Origin of the sequence: Pontibacter sp. FD36 (assembly GCF_015686655.1) — a bacterium.
Taxonomy (GTDB): Bacteria; Bacteroidota; Bacteroidia; order Cytophagales; family Hymenobacteraceae; genus Pontibacter.
Map to the genome: position 1 here is coordinate 62107 of NZ_JADPMP010000010.1, position 19215 is coordinate 81321.

The window sequence follows — 19215 nt, forward strand, 5'->3', positions numbered from 1 at the left end:
TTAAATTATTTATACCTATTAATCGTAAATTCGGCTATACCTTTAAATTTGTAGTTTCTGCAGGATACATCAGATTCACTATTAGAACATCTTCCAGAAAACAACAATTTAACCATCAACAATTTAACAATTAAGTTTTGCTTCCCTTCCACCTTGCGGCTAATTACCTGCTTTACCGCCTCAGGGCTTTTAAGCTGCACGGAGTCCACTCCCCTTTCGTATTTGATCTGTACCATCATGTGATCCGGCACGATGGGGACTACTATGCCTATCCGCTGATTGAAGATTTGCGTGCTTCGCTGCTGTTTGAGGATCGGACTATACCTGTCACCGATTTTGGAGCGGGGCCCAAGGCCGGACTGAAGAAAGACCGCAAAATCAGCTACATTGCCCGCACCTCAGCCAAACCAGCCAAATATGCCCAACTGCTTTTCCGGTTGGTAGCACATTTCAGGCCCGGTACCGTTTTCGACCTGGGCACCTCCCTCGGTCTCACTAGCTCATACCTGGCGATGGGGAACAAACAGGCCAGCGTCTATACTTTTGAAGGATGCCCGTCGATAGCGGCAGAGGCAAAAGTAAATTTTGAAAAGCTGGGTTTGCGCCATGTGCAGCAGGTTATTGGCAACCTGGATGACACATTGCCACAGCAACTGCAGGAAGTGAAGCAGCTGGATTTTGTGTTCTTCGACGGGAATCACCGCTACGAACCCACCATGCGTTATTTCGAAGCCTGCCTGAGCAAGCACCACGAACACAGTGTGTTTGTAGTGGATGACCTCTATTGGTCAGCGGAGATGAAGCAAGCCTGGCAGGAGATCAAGAAGCACCCGCAGGTATGCCAAACGGTTGACCTGTTCTACATCGGACTTGTCTTCTTCCGCAGGACCCAGCCGAAAGAGCATTTCACGCTGCTGTATTAATCGTTTTCCTTTACCACATGCGCCTGCCAGCCGCCGTATACGCCATTAAACTCCTCCGCCAGTTGCCAAAGCCCTAAGGTAGTGGTATGGATCTCTTCCTCGGTAACAGGCTGCACTCTCTCTATTACTATGCTATAGGGAACATCAGATTCATTTTGGTTTACCCCCTCCTGCACCAGGGTATAGCCGGCTTCTCCCACGGCACTTTTGAAAGCAGTTCTGTCTTCCTCCGTCGCGAAACTAACGAAGTGTGATACAGAACGGGGAATATGATGCTCGTCACCCTGCTCTTCCATCATGCGCAGAATACGGCTGTTTCGGATGCTTTGCATATCAGCAGGCTCCGGAAACAGGAAGTCCAGGTATAGGCCCCAGTCGCTATCAAGTAGGTTATTCGCTGCAAAGGTATAATTCGGAAACTGCTGCATGACGTTGGTAGCAATCACCTCCGGCAAAGCTTCCTGTCCGCTGTAGAAGTAAAAGCTGCGTTTGCCGTCGTGCAGCAGTTTGCCTACAAAGGCTGCTTGCAGGGAGTTCTGAAACGCCTCCACCAGTGCTTCTTCTATTGCCTCGAGCTGCTCCCACTCAGCTTCGTCAGCCGGAAAACCATCGGCATCGGGCTGCTGCAGCGCCACGACAAGTTCAAAAGCGCGGTGCTGTTCAGGTATAGGAGCCAGGTTTTCAAAAGCCAGATCGACGCTCACGCAAGCAGGGCGATCATTGATATCGCAGAAATAAACTTCCCACTCGGGGGTATAGGCAGGTACGGTCATAGGTATAATCTGAAAGAAATAAGGAGAGCATCAACCACGGTCAATGCTCTCCTTTGATACGTTAAAAGGCTGCTTAGCGAATAGCCTGGCGAATACGCACTAATTTCTGGAGCATGCCTTCGAGCTGGTCAAGTGGCAGCATATTGGCTCCGTCCGATTTCGCTATCGATGGCTGCGGGTGCGTTTCGATGAACAGACCGTCTGCTCCCACCGCAATAGCTGCTTTTGCAATCGTCTCAATCAGGGCTGGTTTGCCACCCGTCACACCGGAGCTTTGGTTCGGCTGCTGCAGCGAATGCGTCACGTCCATCACCACTGGCACACCATTCGTCTGCATTTCAGGCAGGTTGCGGAAGTCCACCACCATATCTGAGTAGCCAAAGCTGTTGCCACGGTCGGTTAGGATCACTTTGTCGTTTCCGAACTCGCGTACCTTATCCACGGCAAATCGCATGGCCTCGCCTGACAGGAACTGCCCTTTTTTGATGTTTACCACCTTGCTTGTTTTAGCGGCTGCCACGAGCAGGTCGGTCTGACGGCACAGGAAAGCCGGGATCTGGAGCACATCCACATACTCAGCAGCCATAGCCGCCTCGTTGCTCTCGTGAATATCCGTTACGGTTGGTATATCAAAAGTCTGGCTCACCTTCTGCAGGATACGCAGCGCCTTCTCGTCGCCTATACCTGTAAATGAGTCCAGGCGGGAACGGTTGGCTTTGCGGTAAGAGCCTTTAAAGATCAAGGGAATCTCCAGCTTGTCGGTAATGGTAACAAGTCGCTCGGCTATCTGTAGGGCCATTTCCTCACCTTCAATAGCGCATGGGCCAGCCATCAAAAAGAAGTTGCCAGAGTCTGTATGTTTTAATTTCGGTATTTCGAACATAGTCAATTGCTTGGTTTATACCTTTCGGTCTGCAAATTTAGTCAGATGCAGGGGAATTAGGAAATGAGTTATGGTTGATTGCTAATTGTTGATTGTTGATTGTCTGAATCTTTATATAGGGCCCCTACCCCAAGGATTTACAGGATTTAAGGATTCACAGGATTCTCACTGTCGATTGTACTTTAAATTAATCCTGAACATTACGAAATCAATTGTTCTACTAGTTCAATCCTGAAAATCCATTAATCCTGATTCAGACAAATTATACCTGGGCACGATTCGGACAGGTCACGACCTGTCCCTACGAAATCAAACAAATCCCCTTCTAACTCTCAAACTCCCAACCTCCTCAATTCCACAAACAGTTCCCTCCCCTGCCTTGGCGGAATGGAGTTATAAGAAGTTTCGAAGTGGAGAAACTCGAAATAGGGCTCGAAATAGGTGCGGTACTCTTCGCGACTGCCACCGAAGGGTGGACCTGAGTGTTCGAAGGTAGTGTCGAAAAGGAGGCCGACCAGTTTCCCGCCAGGCACAAGTAAATTAGCGCATTGGCGGGCATAGTCTGCACGGAGCTTTGGGTCGATGGCGCAGAAAAAGGTTTGCTCTACGATCAGGTCATATTTGCCCCCGAGCTCAAAGAAGTCCTGAAGCAGCAATTGATCCTTGGGGAAGTCCGGCACCCGTTCGGAGAAGTGATGAAGTGGCGCCTCGGCAACATCAACTATATAGGTATGTGTGAAACCTTTACGGAACAAATATTCCGCTTCGTATGCGTTGCCGCATCCCGGAACCAGTATGCGTTGACCTGTGTTAGGCATCTGATTGAAATAATCGCGGAGCGGAGGCGTTATAGCCCCAACATCCCAACCCGTCTGGCCCAGTTGGTAGCGGTTTTGCCAGTAGTCGGCATTAAATTCTTGTTTCATCTTGTATGATAATAGCTCAAAAGTCTTAAATTTGAAACTTGCATACGCACCATTCCAGGCAGCAAAAGCTTAAAATATGAGTACGCTGGAAAAAAAAGACACCCAAAAAGAACATCAGCCCATGAACCCTTCTGAAAAAAGAAGCAACCGCAAACTCCTGATTAGTGGCCTCCTTGTCATCCTGATCAGCATTAACGGTATCCTGCTTTACATGAATTATCAGAAAAAAGAGAAAAACGAGGAGCAGGCCGAGGTGATCCGTGTGAAAGATAAAGAACTGGAGAACCAGATAAAAGTTTACGAAGCCCTGAAGGCTGATTTTGAGCGCCAGAGCCAGGAACTGCAGGCGATGGGTCTCGAGAACGACTCGCTGGAGGCACAGATCGCGTCTATTTCTTCCGACCTGAATGAGCTGCGAGGCTTCCGCAAGAGCAGCTACAGCCTGGCTGACCAGCGCCGCTTCCGCGACCGTGCCCAGGCTTTTGAGCAGCAACTGAAACAGAAAGACCAGGAAATCGCTACGCTGAAGCAGGACAATGAAGTGCTCTTCACAGAAAACACATCGCTCAAAACGACTCAAAACCGACTGAGCGATAGCCTCACCACCATGAAGACCACCAACGAAACGCTGGTAGAGAAGGTAAAAGTGGCCTCGAGACTCGAAGCGCAGCGCATGAATGTTTTTGCGGTAAATAAGCGCGGCAAAGAGCTGGATGACAAGAACAATGAATTCAGAATGAGAAACGTGGAGAAGATCCGCGTGACCTTTAACCTGGGTAAGAACGATGTAGCACCACGTGAGCCAAAGACGATTTACATGCGTCTGATCGAGCCGGATGGCGCCGCCCTGTATAATCTTTCTACTGGTTCAGGTTCGTTTGAGATTGACGGCGAGGACATGTACTACACCGCTAAGCGCGACATTGTGTTTGATAACACGCAGCAGCAGGTGAGCTTTGTTTACAACAAGAACGCAGAGTATAAGAAAGGCCAGCATACCATTGAGCTGTATGCTGACGGCTTCCTGATCGGATCAACTAACTTTGTGCTGAAATAACACTTAAACCCTAAAGTCTGAAAGCCCCTGCCCTTAGGCCGGGGCTTTTTTGTTAGCAATGTCGTCGTTTTGGGAGTTGGTTTGTTTCATGCATGATAACTATCTCCTAGGACTTAACACAGCGAATCTCCAGGAAGTGATGTAGCGCGTATGACGGCTAAGTCATTCCTGTTTCAAAGTACAGCCATCGTGCGGACAGGTCGCGACCCGTCCCTACCATCAAGAATAGGTATAGCTGATATAACAATTCAGCCATCAACAATTTAACAATCAACATGTAAATCCATAAAAAAAACCCTATCCTGAGGAAAGGGTTTTAGTCCATCGTTCACATGAAATTCTCTAACGCAGGCGTTAGAATTTAATCAACAAGAAAATTTTTACTCCACCAGCATACTGCTGCGGTGCTGTATTACTTTAAAGCTCTCCACCATCTTCACCGATTCGTGGACGTCTTCCGTGAAAATCGCTACAAAGGACTCCGGCTCAGCGTTTTCCAGCGCATAGGCGATGGCACGCATCTCTTCCGGAATCACCTTCACTTGCTTATGTGGTGCCACGTCTTCTATACCTTGCATCATTGGCAAAGTGATCTCCTCAGGTGTCTTCCCGCGCAGGTCGTTGTCGAGGCGAATGATGATCTCGTCAAAGATCTCGCCTGCAACTCGCCCTATCTCGTAGAAATCTTCTGTCCTGCGGTCGCCAACGCCAGCGATGACACCAACCTTGCGCGTCACGTCCAGATCTTCCATAAAGCCACCGATGGCCTTCAGACCGCCCACGTTGTGTGCATAGTCCACGAGCACCTCGAAGTTCGGGAACTGGAACAGGTTCATGCGGCCCGGCGTTTTGTCCGGTGAAGGTATAAAGGTGCGCAGGCCACGCTTAATGTCTTCTATGTCAAAGTGCGATACATAGCCAGCCAACGCAGCAGCCAGTATGTTCTCTATATTAAATTTCGCTTTTCCTCCAAAAGTCAGCGGCACGTCAGCCACTCGATCTATCCGGATCTTGTAGCTGTTTTTGAAGATCGAGATATACCCGTTTTCAAAAACCGCCGCCAGTCCCCCTTTGGCAATGTGCTTGAGTATGCGCGGATTGTTTTCGTCCATACTAAAGAAAGCTACCTTACATTTCAGCTCCTCTGCCATCGCATACACCAGGTCATCATCAGCGTTCAGAATGGCGTAACCATCTTTGCTCACGCTCTTCGGGATAACCGATTTCACCTTCGCCAGGTCCTCCAGCGTATGGATGTCACGCAGACCCAGGTGGTCGGAGCTTACGTTCGTCACAATGCCAATATCGCACTGATCGAACCCAAGGCCTGAGCGCAGCAAGCCTCCCCGGGCGCACTCCAGCACTGCAAAGTTCACGGTCGGGTCCTTGAGCACAAACTGTGCACTGTAAGCCCCTGTCGTATCACCCTTCTCAAGCAGCTTGTCCTGTATGTAGATCCCCTCAGTAGTGGTATACCCAACCTGATAACCCTTGCTCTTAACCATGTGCGCAATCAGGCGTGTGGTAGTGGTCTTACCGTTGGTCCCCGTCACAGCCACAATCGGGATGCGGGCGGGCTTGCCATGCGGAAACAGCATATCGATCACCGGCTCGGCCACATTACGCGGCAAACCGTAGGTTGGCGAAATGTGCATCCTGAAGCCAGGGGCTGCATTTACCTCCAGTACAGCACCTCCTGCTTCGTTAAGCGGGATAGCAATGTCGGTTGTCATCACGTCGATGCCGCAGATATCCAGCCCCACTAGACCGGCAATTCGCTCGGCCATCAGGATGTTGTAAGGATCTACTAAGTCAGTAACGTCAGTTGCAGTGCCTCCAGTACTTATGTTCGCCGTACTTTTCAGGTATAGCACCTCCCCTTCGGGCAGAACAGACTGATTAGTAAGGTCTTTAGCCTTTAAAATATTTTTGGTGTGTTGATCAATTTTTATGCGGGTCAGAGCCTTTTCGTGCCCCACTCCCCTACGCGGGTCTTTGTTCTCCAGGTCGACCAGCTGCTTGATCGTGGAGACGCCGTCGCCGGTTATCATAGCCGGAGTGCGCTTGGCGGCTGCCACAAACTTTTTGTTTATGACCAGCAGGCGGAAGTCAAAGCCCTGAATGTAGCGCTCTACCAGCACGGCCTCCGAGTATTTCTGAGCGGCTGCCAATCCTTTGACCGCGTCTTTCCAGTTCGTGATGTTGATGGTAGCGCCTTTGCCGTGGTTGCCGTCCAGCGGCTTAAGCACCAGTGGGTACCCCAGCCTGTCCACGGCTCGCTTCAGCTCCTCCTGATCATACACAGTAGTGCCATTGGGAACAGGTATACCCGCTTCCTCGAGCAGTTCTTTGGTAGCGTTCTTGTCTCCGGCTATCTCCACGGCAAAGCAGGCAGTGCCGCAGGTCATGGTGGCCTGTATGCGCTTCTGGTTCACACCATACCCCAGCTGTATAAGCGAGTGACGGTTGAGGCGGATATGAGGTATACCGCGACTCTGCGCCTCTGATACAATAGAGTAAGTACTCGGTCCGAAATACTCGTCTTCCCGGATCTGGTGCAGCCGGTCGATGTCTTCGTCAAGTTTATACTTCTCACCTTTGATGAGCGCTTCAGTAATGCGCAAGGCAGCATGGGCCGCGTACTCACCGGCGCGCTCTTCCTGGTATGAGAAAATAACGAAATGCGTACCCTGCTCGTGGGCCATGTAACAGCGCCCGTAGCCGCTCTCCATACCGGCCTGAGTTTGTAGCTCCAGCGCGATGTGCTGCACGACGTGAGCGAAGGTAGTGCCTTCCTCCACCGATTTAAAGAAACCGCCTTCCACGCCCGCAGCAGCCCGGTGGGCATACATTTCGGGGAGCAGTCGATTGAGTCGGGTAGCGAAGCCGGGCACTTCGTGGGTAAGGGTATCAGCCAGTTCTTCCAGGTCCAGCTTGAGTACGATAATTTTGGGATGCTCAACAGACCAGAAATTTGGTCCGCGCATGATGCGCAAGTCTGTAATCTTCATGGGAATGGGTAAGCAGCTTGTTTTGCCTGTCAGCTATGTTGTAGGTGTTGAGAGATACAGCAATAGTAGAATTGCCTGCTTGCAATACGTTATACGTTGACAAAGGATATAGCCGCTTTTGAAAATTTAGTACGCTTGAAAGGAAGCTATTCGGAATTAGCTACTTAGGTACAGGAAAGCGTTCAGACAGGTTGGAAAGCTTAGTTGAGTGCTTTGGGAATGATTGTCATCCCCCTACCCCCTTCGAAGGGGGACTCTTGCTATATCTGCCACATTACAGGTATAAGCCTTGTAGCATCTGTCACGTAACACTGGCAGGTATAGCAAGACTAACTCGCACCCTAGCTATGAAACAAGCAGCGGCGCCGTGTGCGCTTTTCGGCGCTCCACTGTTCGAGCGTTCAGCGAGTTTGGAGCGTCTTGATTTTTTTGCTTACTTTTTTCATCAAGGAAAAAAGTAAGGCCCGCCCGGCCAGGGCATAAGGTGCCCGCCTGGCTAAGGCAATCTATGAAACAGGTCAGGTTGCTATACCTTCAGCCACCGCTTTGCAAAAAGCAAACTTCCTCAAGAAGGAGAGGACAAAAAAAATCGCCCGGTCATGTATACAGACCGGGCGATCAAGAAGAGGTAACGAGCGGATTCGAACCGCTGTAGCAGCTTTTGCAGAGCTGAGCCTAGCCACTCGGCCACGTTACCCTGATTGGAGTGCAAATATAAGCAGAGAAGTATGCTTGTCAAACAATCAGGTCATATTTTTTAAACGCCAATAGGTATAGCGTTCATAATAAGCCCCTTATTTTTCAATACAACTGTTGCGATTTCTATTTTGGTAGCGGTGCTCCTACAGGTATAGCGCAATCGTGACCTGGCTGACCGTGCGGCGGGTTGGTACCGGCAGCAACAGAACCAGACACTTGTGGCTGGAAGGCAGGCTGCGGTGCAGTCAATTTAGGCTGTGCCGGCAAATCAAGCGGAGCGCCCACTTCGATGTCGCAGCGGTGACCAGGCTGGCCGTGCGCAGGATTCAGGGCTACAGTACCCGCTGGAGTAGCTGTTGCAGCGTTCGTGTTAGCTGGCGCGGTAGTTGGCTGGGTTGTAGCTGTTTCAGCTTTTTTATTGTCTTCTGAGCAAGCGCTAAAACCGATCAGGGCAGCAGCCAGCAGTACGTTAACGGTGGTTTTCATGCAATGATTTAATAAGGTGTGCGGCCTTCTGCACCTGCCATCCATTTGGCAGACCAGGGCGCTTTTGTTACAACCGACAAGCTACCAAAAAGGTGCCGCAAAACCAAAATCCATCCGACATACGGTCAATTCTGCCTGTCTAAAAACTCCTTCTGCGTACCATAACTTTATCACTCCTTTCCGGGTATATTCAGGAAAACCTCTATGCGCTTCCGCCTTTGTCCGGAACACGCGCTGCCTGACTGCCGTACCCGGACTTGTTAAGGCTGCTCGCATAGCACTTATCCATTACAATAACACATTATAAATCCAGGCCGTATCAGCCAGGCAGCGGTGCAGAAGGAAACAGGTAACGTCCTTAAGACTTCAGAGCCGTATTTGATTATCGTTATGAACAGACTTCTATTCTTAGACGCTTTAAGGGGCATTGCCGCACTCTCAGTGGCCCTTTTCCACTATACTTCCGTTTACCGCAGCCTTTACGGCCACAGCTTCTCCCCTGCTTTCGACTTCGACTACGGTTTGTTTGGGGTGGAGCTCTTCTTTATGATCTCAGGCTTTGTGATCTTCTTCAGTTTCGACAGGATCAAGAGCGGAAGTGAGTTTCTCTTTAACCGCAGCATCCGGCTTTACCCGACTTACTGGTTCAGCATGATCACAACTTTCGTGGTGGTACAAACATTTGGCCTGCCCGGCTTAGAGACCACCTTCACCGACATGCTCGTTAACCTGACCATGTTCCAGAAGCTGGCCCGCGTACCAGATGTGGACGGAGTATACTGGTCGCTGTTTTCGGAGTGGATGTTCTACCTGATGATGCTTGGCCTGTTCATGACCAATAACCTGAAGCGTATTTTGTGGGTGGGTCCGGTATGGGTGCTGCTGAGCCTGGTGCACAAGTATGGCGTTAGCTTTGGTCCGGTCGGTGCCATCCTGAACCTATACCATGGCGTGTTCTTCTATGCGGGCATCCTCTTTTACCTGCTTATGAAGCAGCCCGAAAAACGGAACATTGTACTTGCTCACCTGCTCTTCTGTATCGCCGTGATTGTGGCGATATACCTGCCGGAAGGTCTTCCGCATACGCTCGTGGTTATTTCCTTCTTCGGGGTATTTTACCTGGGGTTGATTGGCAAGATGGACTTCCTGGTGAACAAGGTGCTGCTCTTCCTGGGCAGTATCTCCTATGCACTCTACCTGATCCACCAGTTTGTAGGTTATGTGATCATCAACGAGACGAAACACTTGTTCGGCGATAGCCTGCTGGTGATCGTGCCACCACTTGCCATCACACTTACAGCGGCCTGGCTGATTACAGCCTATGTTGAAAAGCCGGTCGTAAGCAGACTCAAAAGCTGGTACAAACAACGGTCAGGCCATACTTTGCCACAGGAGAAGAAAGTACCCGTCAGTGGATTTGCTAAGCCCGAAACTGCCCCTACTAAATAGGTATAGTCGGTCAGAGCTAAACTCCAGGCTGGCTATAAGCTACCGCTATTTCTGCACCTAACCGGGCATTGTGCCTGATCAGCGCGATATTGGCTTCGAGGCTTTCGCCCTGGCTATGCTCAGCAATATACTTTAATAGAAAAGGAGTAACGGCCTTGCCCTTGATATGCTGCTGTGCGGCGGCGTGCAAGGCCTGGGTGATATACCATTCCATTTCAGGCGCCGGCACTTCAAACTTTTCAGGTATGGGATTCGCTATCAGTGCAGCTCCATCCAGTCCCAACTCCCATTTGATGCGTAACAGGCTCGCAATTTCCCGGGCAGAGTCCAGTCGCAGTGGCGAGGCAAAACCGCTCTGGCGGGAGTAAAAGCTGGGGAAGGCATCCTGGCCGAAAGTAACAACCGGTATCCCTTTCGTCTCAAGATATTCCAGGGTCAGCCCTATATCCAAGATCGACTTCACGCCCGCTGATACCACCGCTACGGAGGTCTGCCCCATTTCGGTCAGGTCTGCCGAGATATCCATGGTGGTCTCTGCTCCCCTATGCACACCCCCGATCCCGCCTGTAACAAACACCCGTATACCTGCCATAGCGGCAATGCGCATAGTGGCAGCGACCGTTGTAGCGCCATCGGTTTTCTGACTGATGACGTAAGGCATATCCACCAGGCTCACCTTCCAGACATCCTTCGCCTGGCCCAGGTGCTCGATCTGCTGCTTCGTAAGGCCTATGCAGCACTTGCCGTCTAGTATAGCAATGGTAGCAGGTATAGCACCCGCTCCCCGAACCACCTCCTCAACCTCCAGGGCCGTCTGCACATTTTGCGGGTAAGGCATACCGTGGGCGATGATCGTAGACTCAAGGGCCACGACAGCTTTGCCTTGAGCCAGGGCCTGCTGCACTTCGGGGAGTATTTGGAGGTAAGGGTTCATGGGGTTGGTGATTCTTTCGCTACGGTTCTTAAAATTGACAGATTAACTCAGATCAGTCTTTTATGCTTATACCTGATCGGGTAATCAAGAAATTGGTAAAAACGGCACGTATAGCAATCTAGCGGTTCGTTGTATTGTCTTTGCCCTCGTAAATCAGCTGTACCACCCCGGATCTAAACCTGTTTACCTCTTTCAGATCAAGGTTTATTCTTTCTTTCAATTCTTGAAAAAGGGGTTTACCCGCCCCTAAAACGGTAGGGTGCACGGAAATCCGGTAAATATCGATTAACCCATGCTGTATAAAAGTTGTTATAAGTTTTGCGCCACCATACAGCCAGATGTCTTTGCCGTCCTGCTTTTTGATCTCGGCAATCTTTTCGGGTATACCTGAGGAAATAAAAGTGACATCTCCGTCCTGTTGCTCTTTGCTGGTGAAAACCACCTTCTTCTTAGAATGAACAGCCGTCCAGATGGCCTTCTCCGTTTCGCTTGCGTTGGGTTCTGGCTCAAAGTTGCCCCACATCTCATAGCTCACCCGGCCATAGAGTATGGTGTCTATACCTGCCAGAAAGCCTTGGAAGTCCATGTCCTCATCCATGACACACCAATCGACTTCGCCATTCGGTCCTTCAATGTATCCGTCGAGGGTTATAGCCAGGTCTAAAATTACTTTTCGCATAGGTTGGAGGTGTTGCACTATGTTGGGTAAGGCTATTTAAAGTGAACGTGCTTAGCTACTTTATAGGTGTTGTTGGCAGCTGTGTCTATTTTCTTTTGTTTCTTGACGAGATTTCAGGTACACTATTTCCAGGTCTTAGTTCTGTAACTATACTTGCTTGAGGGTAATATCTTTTAATCAAATGTCTAACAGGAGTCCCAGTCTCTTTACTTTCATTAAAAAGATTTTCGAGAGTTTCTTCAGACATTGTTTCACCTTCAGGCATTTGTATTAAGGTACTTGTGTGGAAAGGTGCATTATCCCAATCATCGGTTCTCTTCATTAAACTATCAACCTCTTCTAAGAATTCTTCATCTTCCAAAATAGACATTCCTGCTCCATAAGTATTTTTCCACAATACCTTGTCGGAAGCTTCTTCAACTAATCTAAACATAAAAACATCTTGGTCAGACAAAGGAATATGAAAGTCGTTGAATTTTAGAAAAACGTATCCATCAACTGTCATTTGGAGATGGAAATGTGGGAAGTCAGCATTTTTTGAGTTAGAGTGTCCTTGCCTGTCTGTTTTTCCAATATTTATTGACCATTCAATATTTTTATATCTCACAGTATATTCTGTGATTTTGGCGGGGTTCATTTCATCTTTTAAATCATTGATGTTTTTTAGTGGAACTTCAAGATTTGCAATCCACCTGATATAACTGTCAAATTGAAAAAAACCAATTGGTTGAACCAAGTATTTCTCAAAGTGCTTCTTCTTGATTCCTTTAGGTTTTAGAAACCAGTGGAAGCAAGGATTACTTTCCTCAAAAAAATCGAGAGGTTGGGTACAAAGTGAACAGATTCCCTTTTTATAAGCTGCCTTAAATTCTTCGTATACCTTCCGATTTTCTTCAAGCTGCCGCTTATTTCCTTCTTCAATTTGTTCAGGAGTTAAGCTGTCAATGAATTCTCTTATATTCATTTTTTATTACATTACTGCTAGCAGGAGTACCTACTCCTACTATCTGAACTATGTGTGGAATTAGAAAGCCGTTAACAGAAGACCTCCTTCCATCACAGGTATAGCATTAAGCTAATATAACATATATTTACCGAAAGTCTTATCGGCACACGCCATTTTTAAAGTATAGCTAACAGACTAACATAAAACAAAAAAGGCCCCGGATCTCTCCGAGGCCTTTCATTATAGGACAAACTTAGTACTAAGCGTTGTTCTCTTCTTCAGCAGACTCGTCATCAGAACCTTTTGCCTTTTTAGCAGCAGCAGCTTCCAACTTCTTCACGCCAGCTTCTTTCTCGTTCTCCAGCATCTGCTCTTTCAGGGCAGAAAGTGCGTCCAGGTCACCCAAGGTAGACTTGTTCTCAGCTTCTTTCTGAACTTTTGGAGCTTTCTCCTTCTTCTCACCACCGGCAGCAGGTGCAGCTTTCTTAGTGGCCTTCGCGATACGTGCGTTGTCAGCCTCAGAGTAAGTAGCAGTGTGCGACAGGATGATCTTACGGTCGTCCTTAGAGAATTCAGTTACACGGAAGTCAAGGCTCTCACCAGCTTCTACCTGTGAACCGTCTTCTTTCTGCAGACCTTTAGGGAATGAGAAACCTTCGATGCCGTATGGCAGCTCCAGTGTAGCGCCTCTGTCTGACTTCTCAAGTACAGTAGCTTTGTGTACTGAACCTACGTTGAATACAGACTCGAACGTATCCCAAGGGTTCTCCTCCAGCTGCTTGTGACCAAGAGCAAGTCTTCTGTTAGCTACGTCAAGCTCCAGAACAACTACGTCGAGGTTTTCACCAACTTTCACGAACTCAGATGGGTGCTTGATCTTCTTAGTCCAAGACAGGTCAGATACGTGTACCAGGCCATCAACACCTTCTTCCAGCTCCAGGAACAGACCGAAGTTTGTCAGGTTACGAACTACGCCAGTGTGCTTCGTGCCAACTGCATATTTCGTGATAACATCTTCCTTCGTCCATGGATCTTCAGTAAGCTGCTTGATACCAAGTGACATCTTACGCTCTTCGCGGTCAAGTGTCAATACAACTGCCTCAACCTCGTCGCCTTGCTTGATGAAGTCTTGTGGGTTGCGCAGGTGCTGTGACCATGACATTTCAGAAACGTGGATCAGACCTTCAACGCCTGGCATCAGCTCAAGGAATGCGCCGTAGTCAGCTACGTTAACGATCTTACCTTTTACTCTAGAACCAACTTCAATTTCAGCTGGAAGAGCATCCCATGGGTGCGGAGTAAGCTGCTTCATGCCAAGAGAGATACGCTTCTTGTCATCATCGAAGTCAAGCACTACCACGTTCACCTTCTGGTCAAGGTTCAATACTTCTTCTGGGTGATTAATACGTCCCCAAGAGATATCTGTGATGTGAAGCAGACCGTCTACGCCACCAAGGTCGATGAACACACCGAAGTTTGTCATGTTCTTGATAACACCTTCCAGAACCTGACCTTTTTCCAGGTTGTTCAGGATGGCTGCACGCTGCTGCTCCAGGTCTTTCTCGATAAGTACTTTGTGAGATACAACCACGTTGTCGAAAGCGGCGTTGATTTTCACAACTTTCACTTCCATTTTCTTACCAACGAACACGTCGAAGTCACGGATCGGCTTCACGTCGATCTGAGAACCTGGCAAGAAGGCTTCAACACCGTAGAGGTCCATGATCAGACCACCTTTGGTTCTTCTCTTCACTACACCCTCCAGAACGTTGTCGTTCTCAAGTGCGTCATAGATCTTAGCCCAGGCAGATACAATCTTCGCTTTCTTGCGAGAAAGGATCAGCTGACCGTTCGGGTCTTCCTGGTCTTCGATGAATACTTCAACCTCGTCACCAACTTTCAGTTCAGGAAGATCTCTGAATTCTGAAACTGGCACCAGGCCGTCAGATTTGAAACCGATGTTCAGGATCACGTCACGATCAGTGATGCCTACCACGATTCCTTTAACAACCTCCTGCTCCTGTACGGTAGTCAGGGTGTCGTCATACATTTTTTCCATTTCAGCGCGCTCTTCTTTGCTGTAGCCGCCACCGAAACCTTGAGACTCAAACTTGTCCCAATCGAAATTTTCTGGAGAATTACTCATAATGTTTTACTGCTCTGGAGAAGCCACCGACTTAGAGCAATAGGCCGGTTTGGTTTGGTTTTACATTTCCCCGAACGCAGTGCCGGGGCCATTCACTCGAATGAAGGGGCAAAAGTAAGGAATACTTAGAAATAATGCTAGTATATAGAAGAGATTTTGCAAAAGAAACGACAGGTGTAAGTGCTTGATACAGAAGGCACACGTCCCTGTATCTACTTCATCACTCACCTACCACAGCAGCAGGTATAGCTCTACCCTTAGTCAGCCAACAGCCATTCATCTATCCTATCAATTTAACAAAACCAAGACAGACGCTGACCGAGTTACAGGTAGAGATTATCTTAGTGCTTCCTCCTTATAGGTATACAGAATAGTTAAAACAGTCGGAAGCCCCCTTATTCTAGTGGAAAATCCATCCTGATCAAGCAGAAGCAAGCAGCACAATTTAGCATCTTCAACTTATCATACAGACACTAACACAGCACAACCTGATGATTAACATCTTATCAAAAACTAACTAAATATATTAGCAACCATATATTACTACTTCTTGGCTATCTTCAGGTAGATCTGCCAGTCCTCATTAGAGTCGTTCAGGTGCTGTTGCAGGAAGGTATAGAGGGAGGGTCTGGAGGGGTGGCGGTGCAGCTTGAGGCCGGCTTCTTCGGGGGTTCGGTCGCCTTTGCGAGAATTGCACCTGGAGCAGGCCGTGACGATATTCTGCCAACTGGTCTCCCCTCCCCTGGAGCGTGGTAAGAGGTGGTCCAGGGTCAGGTTACGGGAAGTACCGCAGTACTGGCAAAGGAAGTTGTCGCGACGCAGCACATTGTGCCTGCTGAGGGCTATACCGTAGTATGGCACCTTCACGTAGCGTTGCAGCCGGATGACAGAAGGAACAGGATAAGAAGTGCTGACCGTACGCAAAACAGCGCCATTGGCTTTAGAAATAAGCTCTGCCTTTTCGAGATAGACAAGCAAAAAGGCCTTGGTCACCGTGCAGACGGCGATTGCGCTGAAGTCTTGGTTCAATATCAGCACTTTGTCTCTCATGACCATTCTTTGAACTTTTGCTATAGCTTCTACGAGAATTAACCAACTCGTTATAGCCTAAGTTCAAAGAAAAATGCTGAGAATCAGGAAAAAATGCGCTTGATGATACGTAGTTTATGGGAGTAACGCTTGCGCTCGGCATTGTAAATACCATTGTGGTCGAGGGTGTCGATGCGGATCTCGCCATGGGCGTGCATGATCTGCTGCCCTTCCAGCATGATGCCTACGTGGGTAATACGACCTTCTTCGTTGGCGAAATAAGCCAGATCGCCTGGTTGAGTCTGCGTAGCAAAGTGCACTTCATCGCCCACCGCTACCTGCTGGCTCGCGTCACGTGGCAATTGATAGCCGCAAAGGCCGTATACCTGCTGCGTAAAGCCCGAACAGTCGATCCCGAACATAGACTTACCACCCCACAGATAGGGCGCTTTCAGGAAGCCCATGGCCAGTTTGGCAAGCTGAGCCGTTGTAACCAGTACAGCAGGGTTCGTGGCCCGGCCGCTGTACTGATAGCTTTGACCATCAATACGCAGGCTCATGCCGTCAAAAAAGGGCAGGTAAGCCCCTATCCCTACCGGAATACGCATATCGGAACTGCTCACCACCTGCACAATATCCAAAGCCCTAGGGTGCTGCGCCGCCTTCCACTCACTGTAGTAACTCGCGGAGACTGACACATACTGCTTATAGTCTATCCAGCCGATATATCCATCCGAAGCCAGTTTCACCTGCACCCAGTTTTCTTGCTTGCTGAGCACCTCCAGACACTCCCCAAAGAGCACCTGTGTCACCATTTCCGCCTTGTCAGAAGGCTCAGCGCGCATCGGCACCAGACTGAGCATGCATATTCCGTAGTCCATTTTTGATTGAGTGAGTTGGTGAATGCCTGAGTTAGTGATTTTTGAATGAGTAGTTGAGTGATCTGGCAATTATTGACTGAGCGGATGGGTGATTCATGCTGGTGATTGAATAAATTTCTTGATTGTAGACCTTGTAGGAGCTTCTTTTCCAACGAAAAATATCAAACACCCACCTAACCAATTGCAAATTCAAAATTAAAAATCACTCATTTACCAACTCACTCATTCACTCAATTCCCTAATATCCACTTCGGTCAAGTTCGCGTTTTATGTCCTTTGCCTTGATGTCTTCCCGCTTGTCGTGCAGCTTCTTACCGCGTGCCAGTGCAACCTCTACTTTAGCGAATCCGCGTTCGCTGATGAACATCCGCGTTGGTATCATTGTCACGCCTTGCTCCTGCACGCCCTTCTCCAGTTTCTTGAGTTCGCTCTTGTTTACGAGGAGTTTGCGCACGCGCATCGGCTCGTGGTTAAAGTGCGTACCTTCCGTGTAGGTGGAGATATGCACGTTGTGCAGGTATAGCTCGCCGTTGTGCAGCACGCAGTAGCCGTCCTGCAGGTTTACCTGGCCTTCCCGGATCGATTTGATCTCGGTGCCTTTGAGCATGATGCCTGCCGTATACTTGTCCAGAAACTGGTACTCAAAAGAAGCCCTGCGGTTCTGGATGTTGACGTGCTTCTTGATTCTGTCTTTATCTTTTGCTTTCGTCATGCTATTTCGTTGGAGCCAGTATACTGGCCAATTTTTCTTTCATTAAAATCTTCTGCCCGGTCTCACCATCTGCCACCAGCCTGTCCCCTACCCGGGCTTCAAAGCTACAAATCACATTGTTGGCATCCTGCGACTTCAGGTAAGCCGTTATTTCGATCACATCCCCCTCAAAAGCCGGGCTTTTATGATTGATAGTCAGAAATGTACCTACACCCTCTTCATCCTCATCTTTCATCTCCAATACAAACAAGCGCCCTGCCCACTCAGCCGCCTGAGCCAATGAAAAGGTACTGCAAACCGCATGCACCAGTCCATCATCAAAACGAGCAAAGTCCGCCTCTGTTACCGTTTTGCGGTATACCTTGCTGTCGCCGGTTTGGAAGGGGTTCTTCATTTTTGAATTAGTGATTGAGTGAGTTAGTGATTATGGGTATTGTTAAATGGATGATTGTTGATTAACAGGATTTGAAGATCCACAGGATTGAGATAGCTGAACAATCGATATTGAGAATCCTGTTAATCCTTATAATCCTGAAAATCCTTGGGGTAGGGGCCCTATATAAAGATTCAGACAAATTATACCTGTGCACGATTCGGACAGTTTGCGACCTGTCCCTACAGTATACCCTCTCAAACTCCTCAACTCCCAAAATATCAAACCCCCAAACCTCTAAAACTTCATCCTCGGCTCAGGGCTCACATACTGATCAGCAAAGTCACCTTTAAGATACTGGTAATGAGCCGTTATAGCAATCATACCTGCATTATCGGTACAATACTGAAAAGCCGGGATGTAGACGTTCCAATCGTACTTTTTGGCGTAGTCCTGCAGGGCCTCGCGAAGGCCGGAGTTGGCAGACACGCCACCAGCGATAGCCACTTCTTTTATACCCAGGTCCTTTGCCGCCAACACCACTTTCTTCAGCAGGGTCTTGATCAGGGTATACTGCACGCTGGCGCAGATATCAGCCAGGTTCTCCTGTACGAAGTTCGGGTTGTCTTTCGTTTTATCTTTAAGGAAGTAAAGCACGGAGGTTTTGATGCCGCTGAACGAAAAGTCGTAGCCGGGCATATTGCCTACCGGGAACTCGAAGGCCTTTGGGTTACCCTGTGCCGCCGTCTTGTCGAGCATGGGTCCACCCGGATAGGGCAAGCCGAGCATTTTAGCGGTCTTGTCAAAGGCCTCCCCTACAGCATCGTCTGTGGTCTGGCCAATAATCTCCATGTCCAGGTGGTCTTTTACGAGCACAACCTGGGTATGGCCGCCGCTCACAGTCAGGCACAGGAACGGAAAATTGGGTTTTGGATCATCGATGAAGTGCGCCAGGATGTGCGCCTGCATGTGGTTTACATCAATAAGGGGGATGTTGAGGCCCAGCGCAAACGACTTGGCAAATGAGCTGCCTACCAGCAAAGCACCCAGCAAGCCCGGGCCGCGGGTAAAAGCCACTGCATTTAAGTCAGTTTTGTTTACATTTGCTGTACTCAAGGCCTGCTGTACCACCGGAATAATGTTCTGTTGGTGTGCTCGCGACGCAAGCTCCGGCACAACACCGCCGTATTTTTCGTGAACGGCCTGAGTAGCAATAACATTTGACAAAACCTTGCCGCCACGTATAACCGCAGCAGAGGTTTCGTCGCACGAAGATTCAATTGCTAAAATTGTAGGTTCAATCATCTT

General features: G+C 48.8%; 17 protein-coding genes and 1 tRNA gene. 3 read left to right on the forward strand and 15 right to left on the reverse strand.

All coding sequences use genetic code 11. The annotated features are described in order from the left end of the window. Window positions 1–137 precede the first annotated feature (137 nt). Window positions 138–923 (forward strand): O-methyltransferase, encoded by a 786-nt coding sequence (locus I0P70_RS14970; RefSeq protein ID WP_196119505.1) that lies wholly within the window; start codon window positions 138–140, stop codon window positions 921–923. Here I0P70_RS14970 and I0P70_RS14975 read toward each other — a convergent pair. From I0P70_RS14975 to I0P70_RS14985, 3 genes are all read right to left on the reverse strand, one after another. Then, window positions 920–1696 (reverse strand): DUF695 domain-containing protein, encoded by a 777-nt coding sequence (locus I0P70_RS14975; protein ID WP_196119507.1) that lies wholly within the window; start codon window positions 1694–1696, stop codon window positions 920–922. The genes I0P70_RS14970 and I0P70_RS14975 overlap by 4 nt on opposite strands. Before the next feature lie 73 nt (window positions 1697–1769). Further along, window positions 1770–2579, reverse strand: a complete 810-nt coding sequence (gene kdsA / locus I0P70_RS14980; protein WP_196119509.1) for a 3-deoxy-8-phosphooctulonate synthase — start codon at window positions 2577–2579, stop codon at window positions 1770–1772. A gap of 332 nt (window positions 2580–2911) precedes the next feature. After that, window positions 2912–3505, reverse strand: coding sequence for a methyltransferase domain-containing protein (locus I0P70_RS14985; protein ID WP_196119511.1), 594 nt, complete (start codon window positions 3503–3505; stop codon window positions 2912–2914). A 76-nt stretch (window positions 3506–3581) separates the two neighbouring features. On the opposite strand from I0P70_RS14985, the gene I0P70_RS14990 reads away from it, so the two are divergent. After that, entirely contained in the window at window positions 3582–4562 is a 981-nt protein-coding gene (locus I0P70_RS14990) for a hypothetical protein (protein WP_196119513.1), read from the forward strand. 380 nt (window positions 4563–4942) lie between these two features. Here the strand turns inward: I0P70_RS14990 and cphA are convergent, their stop codons facing one another. The 3 genes from cphA to I0P70_RS15005 all read right to left on the reverse strand — a co-directional run bounded on the left by cphA (window position 4943) and on the right by I0P70_RS15005 (window position 8758). Further along, window positions 4943–7573 carry a cyanophycin synthetase gene (gene cphA / locus I0P70_RS14995; RefSeq protein WP_196119515.1) on the reverse strand — a complete coding sequence of 877 codons (2631 nt, stop codon included), beginning with the start codon at window positions 7571–7573 and terminating at the stop codon, window positions 4943–4945. A 626-nt stretch (window positions 7574–8199) separates the two neighbouring features. Further along, window positions 8200–8270, reverse strand: a tRNA-Cys gene (locus I0P70_RS15000). Window positions 8271–8395: 125 nt separating this feature from the next. Next, window positions 8396–8758: a hypothetical protein gene (locus I0P70_RS15005; protein WP_196119517.1), complete on the reverse strand. Its 363-nt coding sequence runs from the start codon at window positions 8756–8758 to the stop codon at window positions 8396–8398. Window positions 8759–9148: 390 nt separating this feature from the next. Here I0P70_RS15005 and I0P70_RS15010 point away from each other — a divergent pair, with 390 nt between their 5' ends. Further along, window positions 9149–10207: an acyltransferase gene (locus I0P70_RS15010; RefSeq protein WP_196119519.1), complete on the forward strand. Its 1059-nt coding sequence runs from the start codon at window positions 9149–9151 to the stop codon at window positions 10205–10207. 16 nt (window positions 10208–10223) lie between these two features. On the opposite strand, the gene I0P70_RS15015 is transcribed toward I0P70_RS15010, so the two are convergent. The 9 genes from I0P70_RS15015 to tsaD form a co-directional block, all read right to left on the reverse strand. After that, window positions 10224–11141 carry a pseudouridine-5'-phosphate glycosidase gene (locus I0P70_RS15015; RefSeq protein ID WP_196119521.1) on the reverse strand — a complete coding sequence of 306 codons (918 nt, stop codon included), beginning with the start codon at window positions 11139–11141 and terminating at the stop codon, window positions 10224–10226. Window positions 11142–11259: 118 nt separating this feature from the next. Continuing rightward, window positions 11260–11820, reverse strand: coding sequence for a dihydrofolate reductase family protein (locus I0P70_RS15020; RefSeq protein ID WP_196119523.1), 561 nt, complete (start codon window positions 11818–11820; stop codon window positions 11260–11262). An 85-nt stretch (window positions 11821–11905) separates the two neighbouring features. Continuing rightward, the gene (locus I0P70_RS15025; protein ID WP_196119525.1) at window positions 11906–12784 is read right to left on the reverse strand and encodes a hypothetical protein; all 879 of its coding nucleotides are present in this window, start codon (window positions 12782–12784) and stop codon (window positions 11906–11908) included. A 241-nt stretch (window positions 12785–13025) separates the two neighbouring features. Continuing rightward, entirely contained in the window at window positions 13026–14912 is a 1887-nt protein-coding gene (rpsA, locus tag I0P70_RS15030) for a 30S ribosomal protein S1 (RefSeq protein WP_076423055.1), read from the reverse strand. A 543-nt stretch (window positions 14913–15455) separates the two neighbouring features. Beyond that, window positions 15456–15962, reverse strand: coding sequence for an HNH endonuclease (locus I0P70_RS15035; RefSeq protein WP_196119527.1), 507 nt, complete (start codon window positions 15960–15962; stop codon window positions 15456–15458). A gap of 83 nt (window positions 15963–16045) precedes the next feature. Further along, window positions 16046–16822: a C40 family peptidase gene (locus I0P70_RS15040; RefSeq protein ID WP_230392222.1), complete on the reverse strand. Its 777-nt coding sequence runs from the start codon at window positions 16820–16822 to the stop codon at window positions 16046–16048. A gap of 238 nt (window positions 16823–17060) precedes the next feature. Beyond that, the gene (gene smpB, locus I0P70_RS15045; protein ID WP_196119539.1) at window positions 17061–17534 is read right to left on the reverse strand and encodes an SsrA-binding protein SmpB; all 474 of its coding nucleotides are present in this window, start codon (window positions 17532–17534) and stop codon (window positions 17061–17063) included. Between the two features lies 1 nt (window position 17535). Next, a complete protein-coding gene (locus tag I0P70_RS15050) occupies window positions 17536–17928 on the reverse strand; it encodes a thioesterase family protein (protein WP_196119541.1) in 393 nt (130 codons plus the stop codon). Window positions 17929–18204: 276 nt separating this feature from the next. After that, on the reverse strand, window positions 18205–19212 hold the full coding sequence (gene tsaD, locus I0P70_RS15055) for a tRNA (adenosine(37)-N6)-threonylcarbamoyltransferase complex transferase subunit TsaD (protein WP_196119551.1): 1008 nt from the start codon (window positions 19210–19212) through the stop codon (window positions 18205–18207). Window positions 19213–19215: the final 3 nt, after the last annotated feature.

What these genes read in the sequence shown, in the direction of transcription:
- I0P70_RS14975 (WP_196119507.1), bottom strand. Translation starts at nt 1,696, where the DNA reads ATGACCGTACCTGCCTATACCCCCGAGTGGGAAGTTTATTTCTGCGAT.
- smpB (WP_196119539.1), bottom strand. Translation starts at nt 17,534, where the DNA reads ATGACGAAAGCAAAAGATAAAGACAGAATCAAGAAGCACGTCAACATC.
- tsaD (WP_196119551.1), bottom strand. Translation starts at nt 19,212, where the DNA reads ATGATTGAACCTACAATTTTAGCAATTGAATCTTCGTGCGACGAAACC.
- I0P70_RS15010 (WP_196119519.1), top strand. Translation starts at nt 9,149, where the DNA reads ATGAACAGACTTCTATTCTTAGACGCTTTAAGGGGCATTGCCGCACTC.
- I0P70_RS14985 (WP_196119511.1), bottom strand. Translation starts at nt 3,505, where the DNA reads ATGAAACAAGAATTTAATGCCGACTACTGGCAAAACCGCTACCAACTG.
- I0P70_RS15050 (WP_196119541.1), bottom strand. Translation starts at nt 17,928, where the DNA reads ATGAAGAACCCCTTCCAAACCGGCGACAGCAAGGTATACCGCAAAACG.
- I0P70_RS15035 (WP_196119527.1), bottom strand. Translation starts at nt 15,962, where the DNA reads ATGAGAGACAAAGTGCTGATATTGAACCAAGACTTCAGCGCAATCGCC.
- I0P70_RS15025 (WP_196119525.1), bottom strand. Translation starts at nt 12,784, where the DNA reads ATGAATATAAGAGAATTCATTGACAGCTTAACTCCTGAACAAATTGAA.
- I0P70_RS15005 (WP_196119517.1), bottom strand. Translation starts at nt 8,758, where the DNA reads ATGAAAACCACCGTTAACGTACTGCTGGCTGCTGCCCTGATCGGTTTT.
- cphA (WP_196119515.1), bottom strand. Translation starts at nt 7,573, where the DNA reads ATGAAGATTACAGACTTGCGCATCATGCGCGGACCAAATTTCTGGTCT.
- kdsA (WP_196119509.1), bottom strand. Translation starts at nt 2,579, where the DNA reads ATGTTCGAAATACCGAAATTAAAACATACAGACTCTGGCAACTTCTTT.
- I0P70_RS15040 (WP_230392222.1), bottom strand. Translation starts at nt 16,822, where the DNA reads ATGGACTACGGAATATGCATGCTCAGTCTGGTGCCGATGCGCGCTGAG.
- I0P70_RS15020 (WP_196119523.1), bottom strand. Translation starts at nt 11,820, where the DNA reads ATGCGAAAAGTAATTTTAGACCTGGCTATAACCCTCGACGGATACATT.
- I0P70_RS15015 (WP_196119521.1), bottom strand. Translation starts at nt 11,141, where the DNA reads ATGAACCCTTACCTCCAAATACTCCCCGAAGTGCAGCAGGCCCTGGCT.
- I0P70_RS14990 (WP_196119513.1), top strand. Translation starts at nt 3,582, where the DNA reads ATGAGTACGCTGGAAAAAAAAGACACCCAAAAAGAACATCAGCCCATG.
- rpsA (WP_076423055.1), bottom strand. Translation starts at nt 14,912, where the DNA reads ATGAGTAATTCTCCAGAAAATTTCGATTGGGACAAGTTTGAGTCTCAA.